This is a genomic window from Saccharothrix sp. S26, from assembly GCF_021390395.1.
GTDB lineage: Bacteria > Actinomycetota > Actinomycetes > Mycobacteriales > Pseudonocardiaceae > Actinosynnema.
On the sequence record NZ_JAJUWT010000004.1, the window covers coordinates 228,862 to 248,534 of the forward strand.

The 19,673-nt window shown below is 71.7% G+C and carries 18 protein-coding genes and 1 pseudogene; 11 read left to right on the plus strand and 8 right to left on the minus strand.

What is annotated here, in order from left to right:
* The first annotated feature begins 135 nt into the window (after positions 1–135).
* The 4 genes from LZG04_RS42380 (at position 136) to LZG04_RS08190 (ending at position 5,169) form a co-directional block, all read left to right on the plus strand.
* Positions 136–1,398, plus strand: coding sequence for a DUF1996 domain-containing protein (locus tag LZG04_RS42380; RefSeq protein ID WP_308198999.1), 1,263 nt, complete (start codon positions 136–138; stop codon positions 1,396–1,398).
* Positions 1,395–3,095: a discoidin domain-containing protein gene (locus LZG04_RS08180; protein ID WP_233814849.1), complete on the plus strand. Its 1,701-nt coding sequence runs from the start codon at positions 1,395–1,397 to the stop codon at positions 3,093–3,095. The genes LZG04_RS42380 and LZG04_RS08180 overlap by 4 nt, the downstream gene beginning before the upstream one ends.
* Before the next feature lie 56 nt (positions 3,096–3,151).
* Complete coding sequence (locus LZG04_RS08185) at positions 3,152–4,138, plus strand: LacI family DNA-binding transcriptional regulator (protein ID WP_233814851.1); 987 nt, start codon at positions 3,152–3,154, stop codon at positions 4,136–4,138.
* Positions 4,139–4,443: 305 nt separating this feature from the next.
* Complete coding sequence (locus LZG04_RS08190; protein WP_233814853.1) at positions 4,444–5,169, plus strand: DUF998 domain-containing protein; 726 nt, start codon at positions 4,444–4,446, stop codon at positions 5,167–5,169.
* Here LZG04_RS08190 and LZG04_RS08195 read toward each other — a convergent pair.
* On the minus strand, positions 5,136–6,743 hold the full coding sequence (locus tag LZG04_RS08195; RefSeq protein ID WP_233814855.1) for a long-chain fatty acid--CoA ligase: 1,608 nt from the start codon (positions 6,741–6,743) through the stop codon (positions 5,136–5,138). The genes LZG04_RS08190 and LZG04_RS08195 overlap by 34 nt on opposite strands.
* Before the next feature lie 45 nt (positions 6,744–6,788).
* Between LZG04_RS08195 and LZG04_RS08200 the strand changes: the two genes are divergently transcribed.
* The 5 genes from LZG04_RS08200 (at position 6,789) to LZG04_RS08225 (ending at position 11,076) form a co-directional block, all read left to right on the plus strand.
* The gene (locus LZG04_RS08200) at positions 6,789–7,337 is read left to right on the plus strand and encodes a TetR/AcrR family transcriptional regulator (RefSeq protein ID WP_233814857.1); all 549 of its coding nucleotides are present in this window, start codon (positions 6,789–6,791) and stop codon (positions 7,335–7,337) included.
* 4 nt (positions 7,338–7,341) lie between these two features.
* A complete protein-coding gene (locus LZG04_RS08205; protein WP_233814859.1) occupies positions 7,342–7,749 on the plus strand; it encodes a YbjN domain-containing protein in 408 nt (135 codons plus the stop codon).
* Positions 7,750–7,787: 38 nt separating this feature from the next.
* On the plus strand, positions 7,788–8,192 hold the full coding sequence (locus LZG04_RS08210; protein ID WP_233814861.1) for a hypothetical protein: 405 nt from the start codon (positions 7,788–7,790) through the stop codon (positions 8,190–8,192).
* A 116-nt stretch (positions 8,193–8,308) separates the two neighbouring features.
* Complete coding sequence (locus LZG04_RS42385; RefSeq protein WP_308199000.1) at positions 8,309–9,736, plus strand: cellulase family glycosylhydrolase; 1,428 nt, start codon at positions 8,309–8,311, stop codon at positions 9,734–9,736.
* 86 nt (positions 9,737–9,822) lie between these two features.
* Positions 9,823–11,076, plus strand: coding sequence for a tetratricopeptide repeat protein (locus LZG04_RS08225; RefSeq protein ID WP_233814862.1), 1,254 nt, complete (start codon positions 9,823–9,825; stop codon positions 11,074–11,076).
* Between the two features lie 333 nt (positions 11,077–11,409).
* On the opposite strand, the gene LZG04_RS08230 is transcribed toward LZG04_RS08225, so the two are convergent.
* The 3 genes from LZG04_RS08230 to LZG04_RS08240 are packed head-to-tail and all read right to left on the minus strand — an operon-like array spanning position 11,410 to position 14,414.
* On the minus strand, positions 11,410–12,888 hold the full coding sequence (locus tag LZG04_RS08230) for a glutamate--cysteine ligase (protein ID WP_233814864.1): 1,479 nt from the start codon (positions 12,886–12,888) through the stop codon (positions 11,410–11,412).
* 24 nt (positions 12,889–12,912) lie between these two features.
* Positions 12,913–13,572, minus strand: a complete 660-nt coding sequence (locus LZG04_RS08235) for a 4'-phosphopantetheinyl transferase superfamily protein (RefSeq protein WP_233814866.1) — start codon at positions 13,570–13,572, stop codon at positions 12,913–12,915.
* Positions 13,569–14,414, minus strand: a complete 846-nt coding sequence (locus LZG04_RS08240) for a metallophosphoesterase (RefSeq protein ID WP_233814869.1) — start codon at positions 14,412–14,414, stop codon at positions 13,569–13,571. The genes LZG04_RS08235 and LZG04_RS08240 overlap by 4 nt, the downstream gene beginning before the upstream one ends.
* Positions 14,415–14,831: 417 nt before the next feature.
* Here LZG04_RS08240 and LZG04_RS08245 point away from each other — a divergent pair.
* Both LZG04_RS08245 and LZG04_RS08250 read left to right on the plus strand, forming a co-directional pair.
* Positions 14,832–15,173, plus strand: a pseudogene (locus LZG04_RS08245) (transposase); the annotation flags it as partial.
* Positions 15,174–15,276: 103 nt separating this feature from the next.
* Positions 15,277–15,528, plus strand: a complete 252-nt coding sequence (locus LZG04_RS08250; protein ID WP_233814871.1) for a hypothetical protein — start codon at positions 15,277–15,279, stop codon at positions 15,526–15,528.
* A 34-nt stretch (positions 15,529–15,562) separates the two neighbouring features.
* Here the strand turns inward: LZG04_RS08250 and LZG04_RS08255 are convergent, their stop codons facing one another.
* The 4 genes from LZG04_RS08255 to LZG04_RS08270 are packed head-to-tail and all read right to left on the minus strand — an operon-like array spanning position 15,563 to position 19,672.
* Entirely contained in the window at positions 15,563–16,735 is a 1,173-nt protein-coding gene (locus LZG04_RS08255; RefSeq protein WP_233814873.1) for a histidine kinase, read from the minus strand.
* Positions 16,732–18,453, minus strand: a complete 1,722-nt coding sequence (locus tag LZG04_RS08260) for a cation acetate symporter (RefSeq protein WP_233814875.1) — start codon at positions 18,451–18,453, stop codon at positions 16,732–16,734. Before LZG04_RS08260 ends, LZG04_RS08255 begins: the two co-directional genes overlap by 4 nt.
* Positions 18,450–18,836 carry a DUF485 domain-containing protein gene (locus tag LZG04_RS08265; protein ID WP_233814877.1) on the minus strand — a complete coding sequence of 129 codons (387 nt, stop codon included), beginning with the start codon at positions 18,834–18,836 and terminating at the stop codon, positions 18,450–18,452. The genes LZG04_RS08260 and LZG04_RS08265 overlap by 4 nt, the downstream gene beginning before the upstream one ends.
* Positions 18,833–19,672, minus strand: a complete 840-nt coding sequence (locus LZG04_RS08270) for a LytTR family DNA-binding domain-containing protein (protein ID WP_233814879.1) — start codon at positions 19,670–19,672, stop codon at positions 18,833–18,835. Before LZG04_RS08270 ends, LZG04_RS08265 begins: the two co-directional genes overlap by 4 nt.
* Position 19,673 lies beyond the last annotated feature (1 nt).

A 19,673-nucleotide genomic window follows, 5' to 3' on the forward strand; every position in this document is an offset into this window, starting at 1 on the left:
AGAGCGCTCTCTCGGCCGCCGTTACGGGATGACCGGAACTGCCGCATTTCCTTGACTGACCTTGGGGGCCGCCTTACGTTCCGCTGTGAGAGCGCTCTCTGAACCCTCCCTGCAAAGCCCTTCGAAAGGGGAGTCGTGATCCCCACCATTCGCCGATGGCGTCGACTGGTCACCGCAACCACCGTCGCGGTGCTGACCGCGTCCGCACTGACCTTCGTCACCTCTCCCGCCTCCGCCGCCCCGGAACTGCTGTCCCAGGGCAAACCCGTGTCCGCCTCCTCCACCGAGAACGGCGGCACGCCCGCCTCCGCCGCCGTCGACGGCAACACCGGCACCCGCTGGTCCAGCGCCACGGCCGACCCCCAGTGGCTCCGGGTCGACCTCGGCACGTCCACCGCCATCAGCCAGGTCACGCTCAACTGGGAGGCCGCCTACGCGCGCTCCTTCCAGCTCCAGACCTCCGCCGACGGCAACACCTGGACCACCGTCGCCACCGCGTCGGGCAACGTCGGCGTGCAGAACCTCACCGTCTCGGCCACCGCGCGGTTCGTCCGCGTCTACACCACCGCCCGCGCCACCCAGTACGGCGTCTCGCTGTGGGAGTTCCAGGTCTTCGGCGTGCCCAACAGCAGCGGCCCGATCGTGCGGGTCGCCGAGTTCCTCGCCGAGTGCCCCTACAGCCACCGCCTGCCCGACGACCCGATCGTCGCGCCGAACCTGCCCGGCGCGTCGCACATGCACAGCTTCTTCGGCAACACCACCACCAACGCCCGCTCCACCGTCCAATCGCTGCTGGCCGGCACCAGCAACTGCAACCCCGGCGTCGACCTGTCCTCCTACTGGGTGCCCACCCTCTACGCGGACAACCAGCCCGTCGAACCGACCGGCACCACGTTCTACTACCTGGGCGAAGGCGTGCGCGACGACGTGATCGCGCGCATCCAACCGTTCCCGCTCGGCCTGCGGATCGTCGCCGGCAACGCCAAGGCCACCGCGCCCGACGCCAGCACGATCTCGCGCTGGTCCTGCCTGCACGCCGGGCACGTCGGCGCTTCCAAGGACTTCGTCAACTGCCCCGCGGGCACCATGCTGGAGTCCTACCTGGACTTCCCGCAGTGCTGGAACGGCCGCGACCTCGACTCGGCGGACCACAAGAGCCACATGGCCTACCCGGTGAACGCCGACTGCCCCTCGACCCACCCGGTGCCGGTGCCGAAGCTGCGCCAGGTGCTGCGCTACCCCGTCAACGGCGACCCGGCGCGGTTCCGGCTCGCCTCCGGCCCCGGCTTCACCATGCACGGCGACTTCTTCAACGCCTGGCCGGAGGCCGAACTCGCCCGCCGGGTGCGCGACTGCATCAACCCGATCATCAAGTGCGGCGCGGACGGCCGCCCATGAGGACGCTCATCGGCGCAGTCGCCCTGCTCGCCGCCCTGGTCGTGCCCGTGACCGCGGCGGGGGCGGCGGAGTGCGGCACCGCCAACGCGGCGCTGAACGCACCCGTCACGGCGTCGTCGGTCGAACCGGGCAGCCCGTTCACGGCCGCCTCCGCGGTGGACGGCAACGCGGGCACCCGCTGGTCCAGCGCGTTCAGCGACCCGCAGTGGCTGCGGGTCGACCTGGGCGCGAGCCGGGAGCTGTGCGGCGCGACGCTGCAGTGGGAGGCCGCCTACGCGACCGCGTTCCAGCTCCAGGTCTCGACGGACGGCACCACCTGGACCACCGTCCACCAGACCACCACCGGCACGGGCGGCACGCAGAACGTCACCTTCACCGGCACCGGCCGTTACGTCCGGGTCTACACCACGGCGCGCGCCACGCAGTACGGCGTGTCCCTGTGGGAGTTCGCCGTCCGCACGGGCACGAACTCCGGTGGCGGCGGCGAGGGCCTGCTGTCCTACAACAAGCCGGCGTTCGCCTCGTCGTACCAGGACGACGGCGCGTGCCCGCAGTGCACGCCCGCCAAGGCGCTGGACTTCAACCCGGCCACCCGGTGGGCGACCAACGCCACCACCGGCTGGGTCGACCCGGGCTGGATCTACGTCGACCTGGGCGCGACCGCGCAGATCAGCAAGGTCGTGCTCCAGTGGGACCCGGCGTTCGCCACCGGGTTCGAGATCCAGACCTCCGCCAACGCCTCCACCTGGACCACGATCCACACCGTCACCAACGGCACCGGGTTCAAGCAGACGTTCGCGGTCAGCGGCACGGGCCGGTACGTGCGGGTGAACCTGACCAAGCGCAGCGGCCAGTACGGCTACTCGCTGTGGGAGTTCCAGGTCTACGGCACCGGCGGCAGCCCCACCCCGCCACCGCCGCAGGCACCCGACCCCGGCACCCCGCTGCGGCTGGTGTGGAGCGACGAGTTCAACGCGCCCTCGGGCACCCGCCCGGACGCGACCAAGTGGCGTCCCGAGGTCGGCACCGGCCAGAACGCGGAGCTGCAGTACTACACCGACAACCGCAACGCGTTCACCGACGGCGCCGGCAACATGGTGCTGGAGGCCAGGCGGGAGGTCACGCCGGGCTCGGCGTGCCCGGTCGACCCGGTCAGCGGCTCCGGCACGTGCCAGTACACGTCGGCCCGGATCATCACCGAGGGCAAGGCGTCGTGGACCTACGGCCGGTTCGAGGCCCGCGTGAAGGTCTCGGGCACCAAGGGCCTGTGGCCCGCGTTCTGGATGCTCGGCACCGACATCTTCAAGGGCACGCCGTGGCCCGCGAGCGGTGAGATCGACATCATGGAGCACCTGGGCCGCGAACCGAACACCGCGTACCAGACGATCCACGGCCCGGCGTACTTCGGCGGCGGCGGGATCGGCAAGGTGCACGACATCGGCCAGGACTACGCGAACGCGTTCCACGTGTTCCGGGTCGACTGGAACAGCAAGGGCATGGTGTTCAGCATCGACGACGTGACCGTCCTCACCATCGACAAGGCGACGGTGGAGGCGACCCGCGGCCCGTGGGTGTTCGACAAGCCGTTCTTCATCCTGCTCAACAACGCGGTGGGCGGTGACTGGCCCGGTCCGCCGGACGCCACCACGGTCTTCCCGCAGCGCATGCTGGTCGACTACGTCCGCGTCTACCAGTGACACCGCTGGTGCGGTCCCGCCTCGGCGGGGCCGCACCGCCCGGTATAAAGGCTGACGTGGACCGCAGACCAGTCACGTTGGAAGAGGTCGCGCGGATCGCGGGGGTATCCCGGGCCACGGTGTCCCGGGTCGTCAACGGGGTCGCCACGGTGGACCGTGAGCTGCGCCAAGTCGTGGAGAAGGCGATCTCCACGACCGGGTACACACCCAACCGCGCGGCGCGTTCGCTCGTCACCCGCCGGGCCGGGGCCATCGGCCTCGTCCTGCCGGATGAGGGCCGCACCGTGCACGACCCGTACTTCGGCCGGGTGGTCAGCGGCGTCCTGCCGGTGATCCGCCCACTCGGCGTGCAACTGGTCCTGACCACCGGCGACCACCGCGAGGTCGTCGACGACATCCGCCAACACCGGCTCGACGGCGTGATCCTCATCCACACCCACGCCACCGACCCCCTCCCGCGCCAACTGATCGAGGCCAACCTCCCGGTCGTCCTGGCCGCCCGCCCGGTCCGACCGATGTCGATCACCTACGTCGACGTCGACCAGGCCGCCGGCGCCGCCCTGGCCGCCGACCACCTGATCTCCTCGGGCTGCCGCCGCCTGGCCACCATCACGGGCCCACTGGAAACCCCCGCCGGCCAGGACCGCCTGCGCGGCTTCCTGGACACCACCACCCGCCACGGCCTGCCCGAGCCACTCGTCGTGGAAGGCGACTTCTCCCGCGAGGGCGGCGCCGAAGCCGCCCGCCACCTGACCGACGCCGGCCTCGACGGCCTGTTCGTCGCCTCGGACCTGATGGCCACCGGCGCACTGCCGATCCTGCGCAACGCGGGCCTCCGCGTCCCGGAAGACCTCAAGGTCGTGGGCTTCGACGACAGCAGCCCCGCCGTCGAGTGCGACCCACCACTGACCACCGTGCGCCAACCGGTCGAGGACATGGCCGCCGAGATGGCCCGCCTCCTGGTCGACCGCGTAGACCGCCCAGACCGCCCGGTGAGCTCGGTCGTCTTCGCCCCAACCCTGGTCCTCCGCGAGTCCGCTTGACCGCACCCCGCCCGAACCGCACCCCGCCCGAACCGCACCCCGCCCGAACCGCACCCCGCCCGAACCGCACCCCGGGCTGCCCTTGCCACGCCTCCTCGCCGCCGGGCCGGCCGTTTTATCCGGCTAACGTGAGAAATGCGGTTCAGGTTGTCAAAGGTTGCACTCTTCCCCCGATCGAGCGTCACCACATCGGACCCGGAACGAGGCCGGACTCAACCCCCGACCACCACATCCGCGCCCTGTCGACAACCTGTCGATCCCCACCAACCGGAACCCCACCCCACCCCTCGTCCGTTCTGTCCGTTGTGCCGACCGCCGACCCCACCTCGACCACCACCCCCTCCAACTCCCCGACCCGCTTCATCGCCCTCGCCGGCTCCCTCTCCGTCCTCCTCACCGTCGCCCTCGTCGGCGGCCTGGACCTGTACCGCCTCACCGACTCCACCAGGCACCTGCGCCGCACGATCAGCGAATACGCCCTCGGCCCGCACCGCTGGGTGTTCGACACCGCGGTCCTGTTGCTGGTGTTCGGGTCGGTCGCCATCCTGACCGTCCTGGTCCGCCGGGGCATCGCCGAGTGGAACTCCGCGGGCTCCGTGGCGTTCGCCGCGTGGTCGGTCGGCTTGACGCTGGTCGTGATCTTCCCGAAGAACAACTGGGCCATCGGCCCGAGCCTGAGCGGCAGCATCCACCGGTTCGGCAGCCTGCTCGCGTTCGTCGCCCTGCCGATCGCGGCCACCCTGCTCGCCCGCCCGTGGCGGCACGACCCGGTGTGGGGCGGGCACGCCCGGTGGACGTTCCGGTTCGGCCTGCTGTCGGCCCTGGCGTTCACGCCGATCCTGTACGCGATCGGCGTGAACGCGGTCGTCGGCACGTCGTGGTGGCGGGTGATCCCGCTGGGCTACGTCGAACGGCTGCTGGTGCTGACCGAGGTGGTGGCCGTCCTGGTCGCCGGCGCGTGGGCCATCGCCGTGGCGCGGAGCGCCCAGCCCTCGGCTCAGGAGTACAGGCCGTCCAGCACGTCCTGGTAACGCGACTCGATCTCCTTGCGCCGCATCTTCAGGCTCGCCGTGAGCGTGCCGTCGTCCACCGAGAAGTCCTCCGGCAGCACGGCGAACTTCTTGATCGTCTCGTGTCGCGCGAGCTTGCGGTTCGCCGCCTCGACGGCCCGCCCGACCTCGGCCTCCGCGTCCAACCCGGCAGGCGCCAGATCGGCGTCGATGGTGACCAGCGCCACGCAGTAGTTGCGCCCGTCGCCGTGCACGAGCACGTTGCCGATGTACGGGCTGCCCGCCTTGACCAGTCCCTCCACCGCCTGCGGCGCGACGTACTTGCCGCCGGAGGTCTTGATCAGCTCCTTCTTCCGGTCGGTGATGCGCAGCCGGCCGGCCTCGTCCAGCTCGCCGATGTCGCCGGTGTGCAGCCACCCGTCGCGCAACGTCGCGGCGGTCTCCTCGGGCAACCCCCGGTACCCGCGCATGATGCCGCGCCCGCCGATCAGCACCTCGCCGTCGTCGGCGATGCGGACCTCGGTGCCGGGCAACGGCTCGCCGACCGTGCCGAGCTTGTTCGCGCCGGGCCGGTTCACGAACGACGCCGCCGACGACTCGGTCAGCCCGTACCCCTCCAGGATCGTGATCCCGGCCCGGTCGAAGAACTCGCCGACCGGGCGCGACAGCGGCGCGGAGCCGGACACGAAGTACTTGATCCGGCCGCCGACCCGGTCCCGCAGCTTGCTGAACACCAGTTTGTCGGCGATCCGGCGCCGCACGGTCCACTCCGGGTGCTCGGCCACCACCAACGCCCAGTCGAACAGCTTCGCCTTCACCCCGCCCGCCTCGCGCATCGACGCCACCACCCGCTGGTGGATCTTCTCGAAGATCCGGGGCGCGGCGGCCACCACGGTCGGCCGCAGCTCGAGCAGGTTGGCCGCGATGCGGTCCACGTCGCCGTCCACGGCGGTGGGCACGCCGGTCGCCAGCATCCCAACCTGGAGCACCTTGCCGAACGCGTGGGACATCGGCAGCCACAGGAAGTGGAGCTCGTCCGGCGTGAGCACGCCCAGCTCGCGGATCGCCTCGGCGGTGTACAGCCAGTTGTCGTGGGTCAGCTCGACGCCCTTGGGCGTGCCGGTCGTGCCGGACGTGTAGATCAACGTGGCCAGCCGGTCGGGCGTCAGCTCGTCCACCATCGCGTCGTAGTCGCCGTCGACCTCGTCGGGTTCCCAGTCGGGCGTGACGACCTTCGCATCGACCTTGCCGGCCAGCTCCGGGTCGGCGACCACGAGAACGCTTTCCGAGTCGCGCACGATGTGGGCGACGACCTCCGGCGTGCTGCTCGGGTAGATCGTCGTCGTCACGCCGCCCGCCGCGAGCACGGCCAGGTCGGTGAGGATCCAGTCCGCGCTGGTCGTGGCCATGATCGCGACCCGGGCCTCGTCCCGCACGCCGAGCTCGCGGAAGCCCAGCGCCCGCCTGCGCACGTGCTCGCCGACCTCGGCCCAGGTCAACGACGTCCACGCGGTCGCGGTCCGGTAGCGCAGCGCCTCGGCGTCCGGGGTCTCGCGCACGCGTTCGCGCAGCAGATCGGGGATGGAACGGGCCACGGTGACCTCCAGGGGAGCGACGCTCTAGAGCGGTACTCTAACCCCGTGAGATCGACCGGTCGGCGGGCTGTCCTCGACGCGGCCCTCGCGCTGGTCGACGAGGGCGGGCTCGACGCGGTCACGATCAGCGCGCTGACCGCGCGGTCCGGCGTCTCCAACGGCAGCGTCTACCACCACTTCGGCAGCCGGGCCGGGCTGTTCGCCGTGCTGTACGGGGAGAGCTTCGCGCACTGCGTGGCGGCGATGCTGCCCGCGCTGGACCTCGGCGACGCGGAGAAGGCCGTGCGCGCTCTCGTGGCCCGATACCTCACGTGGGTGGTCGACCACCCCGGCCGGGCCCGGTTCCTCTACGCCGCGCCGTCCACCGCCGATCCCGCCGTGAAGGCGGAGGTGTTCGAGCCGGTCGCCCGCTGGTTCGCGGCCCGGATGGCGGCGGGCGAGCTGCGGGAGATCCCGTTGTGGGCGTTGGACCCCGTGGTGATGGGGCCCGCGCACGAGTGCGCCCGGCGCCACCTGACGGGTTCGCTCGACCTGGCCGCGGCGTCCGATCAGGTCGGTGATGCGGTGTGGTCGGTGGTCGCGCCCGTAGGGTGATCGCATGGCCACTTGGGGCGACCTCGCCGCATACGTGCACGACACCTATGACGTGATCGCGGAGAACGAGGACGAGATCCGGATCCTGTTCAACTTCGAGCAGTACGACGAGGACGACGAGCGGACGCAGGTGGTCATCCTGGTCCGCGAAGTGCTCGACAAGCTGCACGAGTGGGTGCAGATCGCCTCGCCGATCGGGTTGGCGGCGAACGTCGACCTGCACGCGTTCCTCGCCGAGGTCGGCAACTCGACCATCGCCTGCGGCGCGGCGATCATGGGCGACCACGTGGTGCTGCGGCACTCGTTGCCGTTGGCGGACCTGGACATCCACGAGTTCACCGAGCCGCTGGCGCTGCTCGCGGGCACGGCGGACCGGCTGGAGGAGACGTTCTTCGGCGGCGACGACTACTAGTGCTAACTTAGCCTTACCTAACCGAGGGAAGGCGCCGCGTGTCCAGACGGCCTGTCGTGATCGCCGGGTACGAGTCCATGGCAGTGCAGGTGCGCGCGGGGCTGGGTGAGCGACGGTTGGTTGCCGCCGTGCGATCGCTGTTCGTGCGGCACGAGGTGCTGCGCGCCGACGGCTTCACGGCCGACTCGTGCGTGCGCCGGGTGGTGTTGCCCCCGGGCCTCGTGCCGCCGGCCGCCGTCGAGGACGCCTGGGGCGGAGTGCCGGGTGACGCGCCGCTGCGCGTGGTGTGGTTCGACGGCGGCGCGTCCGGCCGGATCGTGCTGGCCGTGCGCCGTGACGTGCTGCTCCGCCTGCCGTGGCACGTGCTGCTGCCCGGGCTGGTGTCGGCGTGGAGCGCGAGCGCCCACCTGCGGGCCCGTCCGGTCGCGATCCCGGTCGCCTGAACCGTTGACAGCGCACGTCCCGGGGTGCTGTGATCCCACGCAACAGATAGGAAACTTTCCTAACTGAACCGCCGTCACCACGTTCCACCTCACCCCTGCACCGTGGGAGGCACCCTGTGGCACCCCGATGGCCCGTACTTCCCCTCCTGGCACCGCTGGTCGCGGCCGTCCTGTCCGTGCCGACGGCCTCGGCCGACGTCCACGCGGCCGCCGTCACCGAGCACCAGGCCGAGAGCGCATCCATCTCCAACGGCGTGGTGGAGTCCAACCACGCGGGCTACACCGGCACCGGATTCGTCAACTACGACAACGGGACCGGCGCGTACGTCGAGTTCACCGCGACGGCCGCGTCGGCGGGCCCGGCGACCCTGTCCTTCCGCTACGCCAACGGCACCACCGCCAACCGCCCGGTGACCGTCACCGTCAACGGCTCGGCCGGCGTCAGCGTGGCGTTCCCCTCCACCGGCGCGTGGTCCACGTGGAGCACCGCCACCGCCACCGTGTCCCTGGCGGCCGGCACGAACCGCGTGCGCGCCACCGCCACCACCTCCGTCGGCGGCCCGAACCTCGACCGGCTCACCGTCGACACCGGCACGACCGGCGTCGGCCGGCCCGCGGACGTCAACGGCCAGTTGCGGGTGTGCGGCGTGAAGCTGTGCAACCAGTACGGCAAGCCGATCCAGTTGCGCGGCATGAGCACGCACGGCATCCAGTGGTACGCCCAGTGCGTCAAGCCCGCGTCGCTGGACGCGCTGGCGAACGACTGGGGCGCCGACGTGCTGCGCATCTCGATGTACGTGCAGGAGGGCGGCTACGAGACCAACCCCCGCAAGTTCACCGACCTGGTGCACGGCTACATCGAGGAGGCCACGCGGCGCGGCATGTACGCGCTGGTCGACTGGCACCAGCTCGACCCCGGCGACCCGAACGCCAACATCTCGTTGGCGCGCACGTTCTTCACCGAGGTCGCGCAGCGCCACCGCGACAAGACCAACATCATCTACGACATCGCGAACGAGCCGAACAACGTGTCGTGGGCGGCTATCAAGTCCTACGCCGAGCAGATGATCCCGGTGATCCGGGCGCAGGACCCCGACGGCGTGGTGTTCGTCGGCACGCACGGCTGGGGTTCGCTCGGCGTCTCCGACGGGCGCAGCGAGCAGGACATCATCTCCAACCCGATCAACGCCACGAACTTCATGTACACGTTCCACTTCTACGCGGCGTCGCACCAGGACGAGTACTTCGCGGCGTTGCAGCGGGCGGCGGCGCGGCTGCCGATCTTCGTGACCGAGTTCGGCACCCAGACCTACACCGGTGACGGGGCGAACGACTTCACCTACAGCCAGAAGTACCTGGACTTCCTCGCCGCGAACAAGATCGGCTGGACGAACTGGAACTTCTCCGACGACTTCCGCTCGGGCGCGGTGTTCAAGGAGGGCACCTGCGCGGGCTCCACGTTCACCGGAACGGGTGTGCTCAAGCCCGCCGGCGTGTGGATCCGCGACCGGATGCGGACGCCGGACAACTTCCCGACGAGCTGATCGCTCCCGGTGGAGTGCGGCGTGCGCTGGACATCGCGCACGCCGCTCTCCCTTGAGGGGAGTGCCGCCGTGCGGGAGCATCGGAGGTGGGGGACGACGTCCGGGGGGCGCACGTGGGCAAGAAGGCGGACACCGGCGACACGGCGGCCGTGGTCGGTTTCGGGGTGGCCGCGGCGCGCAGCGGCAACGTGGCCGAGGCGGAGGTCTGGTACCGCGCCGCCGCCGACCGCGGTGACGTCGACGGCATGAACCTGCTGGCGTTGCTGTGCGAGGAGCGTGGCGCGTTCGCCGAGGCTGCCCGCTGGTACACCCGTGCCGCGCGCAGGGGTGACGTGGTCGCGATGCACGGTCTGGCCCGTCTCGCGCGGCAGGACGGCAGGCCGGACGACGCCGAGCGCTGGTACCGGGAAGCCGCGGACCGCGGTGACGCCGAGGCCATGACCGCGCTGGCCGACCTGGCGCCGTCCCCGGACCGGTCGGACGAGTGGTACCGCCGTGCCGCCGAGTCGGGCGACCCGCGGGCGTTCGCGGTGCTCGGCACCCGGTTGCGGGCCAGGGGCGAGGTCGACGAGGCGGAGCGGTGGTTGCGCCGGGCCGTGGAGGCGACCGGTGAGCCGTTCTTCATGGTGGAGCTCGGTTCGGTGCTCGCGGGGCGCGGTGACGTGGACGAGGCGGAGACCTGGCACCGGCGTGCCGCCGAGGCCGGTCACGTCGAGGCGATGGGCTGCCTGGGCGCGGTGCTGGTGGCGAAGGGGGAGGTGGGGGAGGCCGAGGACTGGTACCGGAGGGCGGCCGGGGCCGGCCGGACGTCCGCGCCGGCGGACCTCGCGTTGCTGCTGGTGCACCGGGGTGACACCGCGTCGGCCGAGACCTGGCTGGAGCGGGCGTCGACCGCCGCCGGGGTCGAGGTGGACCAGGAGCTGTGGTCGGCCCTGCCACCCCTGACCTCCCGCGACCTGGACGACCGGGAACGCGCGGCGGGGCACCGGGTGCTCGTCGTGCTCGGTGTCCTGGCCCGGCGTGACGACGTCGACCGGGCGGAACGCTGCTTCCGGCGTGCGGCGGACGCGGGCGACACGCAGGCGATGTACGAGCTGGGGATGCTGTTGACGCGCTGGGGGAGCGCCGCCGACCGTGCGGCGAGCAACCGCCCGGGCCGACGGCTCCGGGACGCGTCCGACCGACCGGAAACCTGGTTCCACCGCGCCGCCGGGGGCGGCCACCCGGACGCCATGTTCAGCCTGTCGGCGCTGCACCAGGGAACCGCCGAGGGCGACCTGTGGTGGAACCGCGCCGTCGAAGCCCGCCAGTCCGACGCCATGCGATCCCTGCCCACCTGACCACCGCCCGCCCTCAACCGTGCCTACGGCCGAACCTCTCCACGCCGACCAGCCACACCCGCCGAATGCCTGCCGTCCGACCAGGTGCCAACCGCCGCCCGACCCCGCTCAGCCGATCCCGGCCGACCGGCCCTTTAGCCGCTCAGACCGGGCCGACCACCCAGACCCGGGCCGACCGCGCCTGACCCGCGCCCACCGGCCGCTCGCCTACCAACCGCGCGCCCACCGACCGATCGCTCGCCACGCACTCCAACCGCGTGAATGCTTCGCAGGGGTACTCGCCCAGGGGACCCCTGTTTTCATTCTGCCGGCGGGGTCCGACAATTCCGGGCGTCAGGACACCGGCCAGGTGTGCACCGGCTCGTTGCTGTGCATCAAATCCCGGTACGTGCGCAGCATCCGCCGCAGCGCCTCGGGCCGGTCCAGCGCGGTGTGGTCGTAGTGCCGGTGGAACGCCCGCGCCTGCCACGTCGCCCCGTTCACCCCGGTCAGGCAGCGCTGCTCGATCACGCCCAGCAGCCGGTCGCGCTCGGCCGGGTCCACCTTCATCCGCACCAGGCCCTCGTGCGCCATCGGCAGCAGCCGGCGCAGCACCAGCTCCGCCACGGGCACCGTGCCGAGCCCCGGCCAGTACACCTGCGCGTCGATCCCCGACCTCGCACCCGCCGTGAAGTTCTCCTCCGCCGCGCTGAACGACATCTGCGACCACAGGGGCCGCTCCTCCTCGGCCAGCACGCGCACCAGCCCGTAGTAGAACGCGCCGTTGGCCAGCATGTCGACCACGGTCGGCCCCGCCGGCAACGTCCGGTTCTCCACCCGCAGGTGCGGCTGGTCGCGCACGACGTCGTACACCGGCCGGTTCCAGCGGTAGATCGTGCCGTTGTGCAGCCGCAGCTCCGCCAACGAGGGCGTGTCGCCGCGCTCCAGCACCTGCAACGGGTCCTCCTCGTCGCAGATCGGCAGCAACGCCGGGAAGTAGCGCACGTTCTCCTCGAACAGGTCGAAGATCGACGTGATCCACCGCTCCCCGAACCACACCCGCGGCCGGACGCCCTGTTCCTTCAGCTCGTCGCTGCGCGTGTCCGTGGCCTGCTGGAACAACGCGATCCGCGTCTCCCGCCACAGCTCCTTGCCCAGCAGGAACGGCGAGTTGGCCCCGATCGCCACCTGCACGCCCGCGATGGCCTGGGCCGCGTTCCAGTACGCCGCGAAGTCCTCCGGCGACACCTGCAGGTGGAACTGCGTGCTGGTGCACGCGGCTTCCGGCACGATCGAGTCGGCCGTGAGCTGCAACCGCTCCACGCCGTTGATCGCGATGTGCAGGTCCTCGCCCCGCGCGGCCAGCACCTGCTCGTTGAGCAACGTGTACCGCGGGTTGCCCGACAGCGCGTCCACGGCCAGGTGCTTGGGCTGCAACGTCGGCAGGATGCCGATCATCACCATGTGCGCGTCCACGCCGCGCGCCTTGTGCTCGGCCTCGTTCAGCGACCGCCGCACGACGTCCTCGAACGCCGAGATCCCGCCGCCGGTCAGCAGCCGGGGCGCGACGTTGATCTCCAGGTTCCACTGGCCGAGCTCGGTCACGAAGTCCGGGTCGGCGATCGCCTCCAGCGCCTCGGCGTTGCGCATCGTCGGGTCGCCCGCGTCGTCGACCAGGTTGAGCTCGATCTCCAACCCGGTCGTGGGCCGGTCGAACTCGAACCGGGACTCGCTGAGCATCCGGGCGAACACGTCCAGGCACCGGCGGACCTTCGTGCGGTACCGCGTCCGGTCATCTCGGGTGAACTCCTGCCGACCGACCTCGTCGCCCATACCGCCGCCCTCCACCAACCTTGATCAGCGCGCGGGTACCGCGATCGCGGTCACCACAAACCCCTCCCGCGCGAGCCAGCGGCCGGTGAACCCGTCCAGCGCCACGCCGTCCACCACGGGCGGCTCGACGAGGATCCGCGCGGTGAACGTGCCGTCGTCCGGGTTGATGGCCACCTCCGCATCCTCGAACCCCAGCCACGTCCGCGCCAGCGGGAACCACGCCTTGTAGACGGCCTCCTTCGCGCTGAACAGCAGCCGGTCCCACGCCACCTTGTCGCCCGCCGCCCTCAGCTCACCCATCCGGGCCAGCTCGCCGGGCACCGCGATCGCCTCCAGCACCCCGTCCGGGGTCGGCTCGTTGGGCTCGGCGTCGATCCCGACCGTCCACACCTCGGACTTGCGGCCCACGGCCGCCGCCCGGTAGCCCTTGCAGTGCGTGATGCTGCCCACGACCCCCTCGGGCCACGTCGGCTCGCGCTTCGGGCCGGGCAGCAGCGGCACGGGCGGGAAGCCGAGCTCGGCCAGCGCGGTCCGCGCGCAGTGCCGGCCGGTGGTGAACTCCTTGCGCCGTTTGTCCACCGCTCGGGCGATGTGTTCCTCCTCTTCGGGGAACAACATCACCCCGTCGGGGTCGTCGAACAGGTCGACCGCCGCCATGGGCGGCCCGAGCAAATCCCTGATCACCGCGCGTCCCCCTCACGCAGCACGTCCAGCAGCGGCGCGGCGGTCCAGCCCCGCGGCTGCCACTCCCGCGGGTAGCCGAGCGACACCTCGTCGAAGCGGACGCCGTCCTTGCGGATCGTGCGCGGGATGTGCAGGTGCCCGTAGACCATCACCGCCGCGCGGAACCTCACATGCCAGTCCGCGGTGCGCTCCGTGCCGCACCACAAGGCGAATTCGGGGTACCGCAGCACGAACGTGGGGTCGCGCACGAGCGGCCAGTGGTTGATCAGCACGGTGCGCAACGACTCGTCCACGGCGCGCAACCGGCGTTCGCTCTCCTCGATCCGAGCCGCGCACCACGCCTCGCGGCTCGGGTACGGGTCCGGGTGCAGGAAGTACTCGTCGGTGCAGATCACCCCGGCTTCCTGCGCCACCGCCAGCGCGGACGCCTTGTCCGTGGTGCCCGCCGGCCGGAACGTGTAGTCGTAGAGCGTGAACAGCGGCGCGACCGCCACCGGCCCGCCCGCGCCCTCGAACACCGCGAACTCGTCCTCGGGCGTGAGCACGTCGATGCCGCGGCACAGCTCCACCAGCTGCTTGTAGCGCACCTCGCCGCGCGCCTGCGCCGGGTCGTCCTTGGTGGTCCACAGCTCGTGGTTGCCCGGCGACCAGACCACCTTGGCGAACCGGCTCCGCAGCACGCCCAGCGCCCACTCGACGTCGTCGAACTTCTCGGCCACGTCACCCGCCACGATCAGCCAGTCGTCGGGCGAGTGCGGGCGGATCGCTTCGACGAACTCGCGGTTCTGCTGGTACGTCACGTGCAGGTCGCTGGTGGCGAGGAGTCGCGGCGCAGTGCTCACACCTTCGAGGGTATCCGTGCGCGGACGGTATCGGGGAGTGACCGTTCATCCGCTCGTCGCTCCTGTGGGGCCGTTCGACCGGGTGAGGGTGTCCGCGTGACGCTGGACCACTCCCGTTCGTCGCGCGTTCCCTTACCAGGGGGCTGCGGTGTTCCTAGCGTGATGGGCATCACGACGTCCTGGGCGGAGGACCTGATGACCAACTACGTACGACCAGCGCAACCGTTCGGTCGGACGGTGGGCGCGGAGATCGCCCGCCAAGTGCAGCAGCACGCGCACCCCGCGGTCGCCCCCAGGCGCACCGACGACGCCGCCCTGGCCATGTTGCTGCGCGCCCGCCAGCGCGGCGACGCCCAGCGGCAGGAGCCGTGGGTGCGCCGGGCGCCGGAAGCGCCGCCCCGACCGCCGCACGCCGACGTGATCGAGCAACTGGCCGTGCGCCTGGTGCCGCCGTCGCTGTGGGCCGTGGTGGAGCCGCTGCTGCCGCCCGCGAAGGTGCGCCGCCAGGGCGGCGGCCGGGGCCGGGTGTCCGACCGGGCCATCTTCACCGCGATCGTGTTCGTCCTGACCAGCGGCTGCGCGTGGCGGCACCTGCCGCCGACGTTCGGCGTGACCGTGCCGACCGTGCACCGCCGGTTCCAGGAGTGGAGCGAGGCCGGGCTGTGGCTGCGGCTGCGGCGGGTGGTGGTGGACGGCCCGGCGGCCGACGCCGAGTGGCTGCGGCTGGTGCTGGAAGCAGCGGAACGACGCGGCGCGCGCGCCGTGGGCTGAACGAGTACGGGAACGACGGTGGCAGCGCGGACGTCCCACGGAGTGAACCGGGACGTCCGCCGCGCCGTTCGCCCCACTGGAGGTGTTCGACATGGACGAGTTGTCCAGACGCGAGGTCGCGCTGCTGAAGGCGACGGCCGCGAACCGGGTCGACCTGACCGGCAGCGCCGAACCGGACGTGCGCGTGGACGGCCTGCCGTTCTGCGACCCGACCACGGCCCGCGCCCTGGTGCACGCGGGCCTGATCGAGGCGTCGCACCCGGTCGCACCGGGCGACCGCGCACCGGCCCGCCTGACCGCCGCCGGCGCCGCGGCCCTGGGCCTGGCCACGCTCGCCGCCTGACCGGCCGACCGCTGGAGCGCTCCCGGTCGAACGGCTACGCGTGCACGCCGGCCTGGTACTTCGGCACCCTCACGCTGATCTTCGTGCCCAGCCCCTGGGCCGTTTCCACGACCAGGCCGTAGTCGTCGCCGTAACAGCGCCGGAGCCGTTCGTCGATGTTGCCCAGCCCTATCCCGGCGGTCTCGCCGACCTGGCCCGCCAGGGTGCGGCGCAGGGCGTCGGGGTCCATGCCGATGCCGTCGTCCTCGATGGTGATGTGGGCCTCCTCGCCCGCGTCCGCCGCCAGGATCGAGATGTGGCCCGGCCCGACCTTGCCCTCCATCCCGTGCCGCACGGCGTTCTCCACCAACGGCTGGAGGCACAGGAACGGCACGGTCACCGGCAGGACCTCGGGTGCGATCTGCAACGTCACCTTGAGCCGCTCGCCGAACCGCGCCCGTTCCAGCGCCAGGTACTGGTCGATCGACTTCAGCTCCTCCGACAACGTGGTGAAGTCGCCCGCCCGGCGGAACGAGTAGCGGGTGAAGTCGGCGAAGTCCAGCAACAGCGTGCGAGCGCGCTCGGGATCCGTGCGCACGTAAGAGGCGATGGCCGACAACGAGTTGTAGATGAAGTGCGGCGAGATCTGCGCCCGCAGCGCCCGCACCTCCGCCTCCACCAGCCGGGTCCGCGAACGGTCCAGTTCGGCCAGTTCGAGCTGGCCCGACGCCCAGCGCGCCACCTCGTTCGTCGCCCGCACCAAGCCCGCCGACGCCTCCCGGCTGTAGGCCGCGAGCACGCCCACCACCCGTCCCTCCACGGTCAACGGCGCGAGCACGGCCGTGTGCACGGGGCAGTCGGGCGCGGAGCACGTGATGTCGAACGCCCGGGTCCGGCCGGTGTCGAAGACGTCGGCGGCCAGGCCCATCGCCTCGGCCGCGTGGTGCTCGCCCTCGCCCTCCCACGCCACGACCTCGGTCTCGTCGGTCAACGCGAGCGCGGGCGTGCCGAGCAGCGTGCGCAGGTGCTTGGCCGACTTCTTGGCCGCCTCCGGCACCAGCCCGGCGCGCAACGGGGGAGCGGCCGACCACGCGGTGTGCAGGGTCTCGAACGTGATGCGCTGCTCGTGGGTGAGGAAGTCGTTGCGGGTGCGGGAGGTCCACCACAGCGTGATCACCACCGCCAGGCCGACGACCAGGATCGCGCCCGCCGTGATCAGCGCGGTCACAACCGGTCCTGACTGCGCAGACCCAGGTTCTCCGGCGCGTGCAAGCGCACCATGACGTGGTTCACCCCCGGCGGCACCTTGCGCGGCGTCAGCAGCGACACCACGTACATCACGACGAACCCCAACGGCACGGTCCACGCGGCGGGCCGGGCCAGGAACACGTGGTACCACGCGCCGCCGCCGCGCGAGCTGATCGTCACCAGCCCGGCCACCAGCGCGGGCAGGCCGCCCGCGACCATCCCGGCCACCGCGCCGACCGTGGTGATGCGCGTGCTCCAGATGCCCAGCACCAGCAGCGGGCACAGCGAGGACGCGGCCACCGCGAACGCCAGGCCCACCATGTCCGCCACCGGCACCTTGCCCACCAGCCACGTCATGCCCAACGGCACCAGCACGGCCAGCACCGTCGACACCCGGAACCCGCGCACGCCGCGCAACCGCAGCACGTCCCGGCTCAGCACGCCCGCCAGCGACACCATCAGGCCCGACGAGGTGGACAGGAACGCGGCGAACGCCCCACCGGCCACCAGCGCGCCCAGCAGCTGCCCGCCCAGCCCGTCGATCATCCGGCTGGGCAGCACCAGCACCACCGCGTCCGTGTCACCGGTCATCAGCAGCTCCGGCGTGTACAGCCGGCCGAGCGCGCCGTAGATCGGCGGCATCAGGTAGAACACGCCCAGCAGGCCCAGCACGATCAACGTGGTGCGGCGGGCCGCGCGGCCGTTCGGGTTGGTGTAGAAGCGCACGATCACGTGCGGCAGGCCCATCGTGCCCAGGAACGTGGCGATGATCAGCGAGTACACCGCGTAGAGCGGGAAGCGCTCGCCGCCGCGCATCGGCAGCGCCCACACGTCGTTGGTGTTCGACGGGATCGACCGCACGTGCGGCACGGCCGCGCCCTCGGGGAACGTCAGCCTGGTCCCGGCCGCCACCACGTGCTGCCCGGCGGTCAGCTCGCCGCCGCCGTCGACCCGCTGCCCGTCCACCCGTCCCGCCCCGTTGTAGACCGTCGAACGCGGCACGTCGACCGTCGTGTCGGAGTCGAACGCGACCGTGGTCTGCTTCGGGAACTCGGGGAAGCCCGGCCCGGTCAGGTCGCGCGCACCGTGCGCGTGCCAGGCCATCACCAGGAACACCACCGGCACCGCGATCGCGGTCAGCTTGAGCCAGTACTGGAACGCCTGCACGAACGTGATGCTGCGCATCCCGCCGGAGATCACGTTCGTGGTGACCACCACCGCCACCACCAGCGCGCCCACCCAGTCCGGCGCGCCCGTCACCGTGTTCAACGTCAGCCCCGCGCCCTGCAGCTGCGGCAGCAGGTAGAGCCACCCGATGCCCAGCGCGAACACGCTCGCCACCGCCCGCACCACCGGTGAGGCGAACCGCGCCTCGGCGAAGTCCGGCAGCGTGTACGCGCCGCTGCGGCGCAGGGGAGCGGCCACCAGTGCGAGCAGCACCAGGTAGCCCGCCGTGTACCCGACCGGGAACCACAGCATGTCCGGCCCGTGCGCGAAGATCAGCCCCGCGATGCCGACGAACGACGCCGCCGACAGGTACTCGCCGCCGATCGCGGAGGCGTTCCACCACGGCGAGACGGTGCGCGAGGCGACGAAGAAGTCCGACGTGGTCCGCGAGATCCGCAGCCCGTAGGTGCCGACCAGCATCGTGCCGACCGCCACGACCAGCACCGCGACGATGCCGTAGCCACTGCTCACGAACGCTCCACGAGCTCGGCGAACTCACGCTCGTTGCGCTCGGCCTGGCGCACGTAGAACCAGCCCGCCAGCACGAACACCGGGAACACCAAAAAACCCAGCAGCAGCCACGGCAGCGGCAGGCCCAGCAGCCGTTGCGCGCCGACGTCGGGCGCGAACGTGAACACCAGCGGCAGCGCCGCCACGCTGCCGCACACGACCGCGCACAGCAGCAGCCCGAGCCGCCGCTGGGTGCGGATCAGCGACCGCATGTAGACCGCGCCCAGCTCGCTCTGCTCGTCGATCTCCCGTGAGGCGGGGTACGGGCGGGGCGCGCGCGGCGCGCGGGTGCGCGGGCTCGTCACCACGACCCGCTGGGTGGGCGGTCGCTGCGGCGAGGTCACGACGGCTGCCGGTTGCGGCGCACCAGCAGTTGCCGCAGGTGCCGGGCGTGCCGCCGGCTGACCGGCAGCACCGCGCCGCCGATGTTGACGCTCAGGTGCCCGTCCTCCAGCCGCAGCTCGTCGATGTGGCCGAGCGACACCAGGTGGCTGCGGTGGATGCGCACGAACCCGGCCGAGCGCCACCGCTCCTCCAGCCCGTTGAGCGCGGCGCGGACCAGGCCGCTGCCGGTGGCCGTGTGCAGCCGGGCGTAGTCGCCGTGCGCCTCGACGTACCGGATGTCGGCCAACCGGATGAACCGGGTGATGCCGCCCAGTTCGACCGGAATCACTTCGTCACCCACGTCGGGCGTTTTCTCGGCGGGCGCGGCGGCGGCCGGTTCCGGCGCCTTCGAATCGAGCACTTCGTGCACGATCCGGTGCACGGACTCGGCCAGCCGTTCGGCCCGGACGGGCTTGAGCAGGTAATCGAGCGCTTTCAGCTCGAATGCCTCGACCGCCGGTTCCTGGTGCGCGGTGACGAAAACGATGCGCGGCGGTTGGGCGAACCGGGACAGCACGCGGGCCAGGTCCAACCCGTCCAGGCCGGGCATCCGGATGTCGAGGAACACCGCGTCGACGGGCTGACCGGCGTCCATCGCGCGGTGCAGCGTCCGCAGCGCCTTGGTCGCGTCCGTGACGGCTTCGACGTGGGCGACGCGCGGGTCGGAGCGCAGCAGGTAGACGAGGTCCTCCAGCGCGGGGGCCTCGTCGTCCACGGCGAGCACCCTCAGTGTTCGTTCAAGCGCCCCACGGCGCTCCGGGCCCTCGCAGAGCGGGCAGGGAAGTCCTGAGGTCATG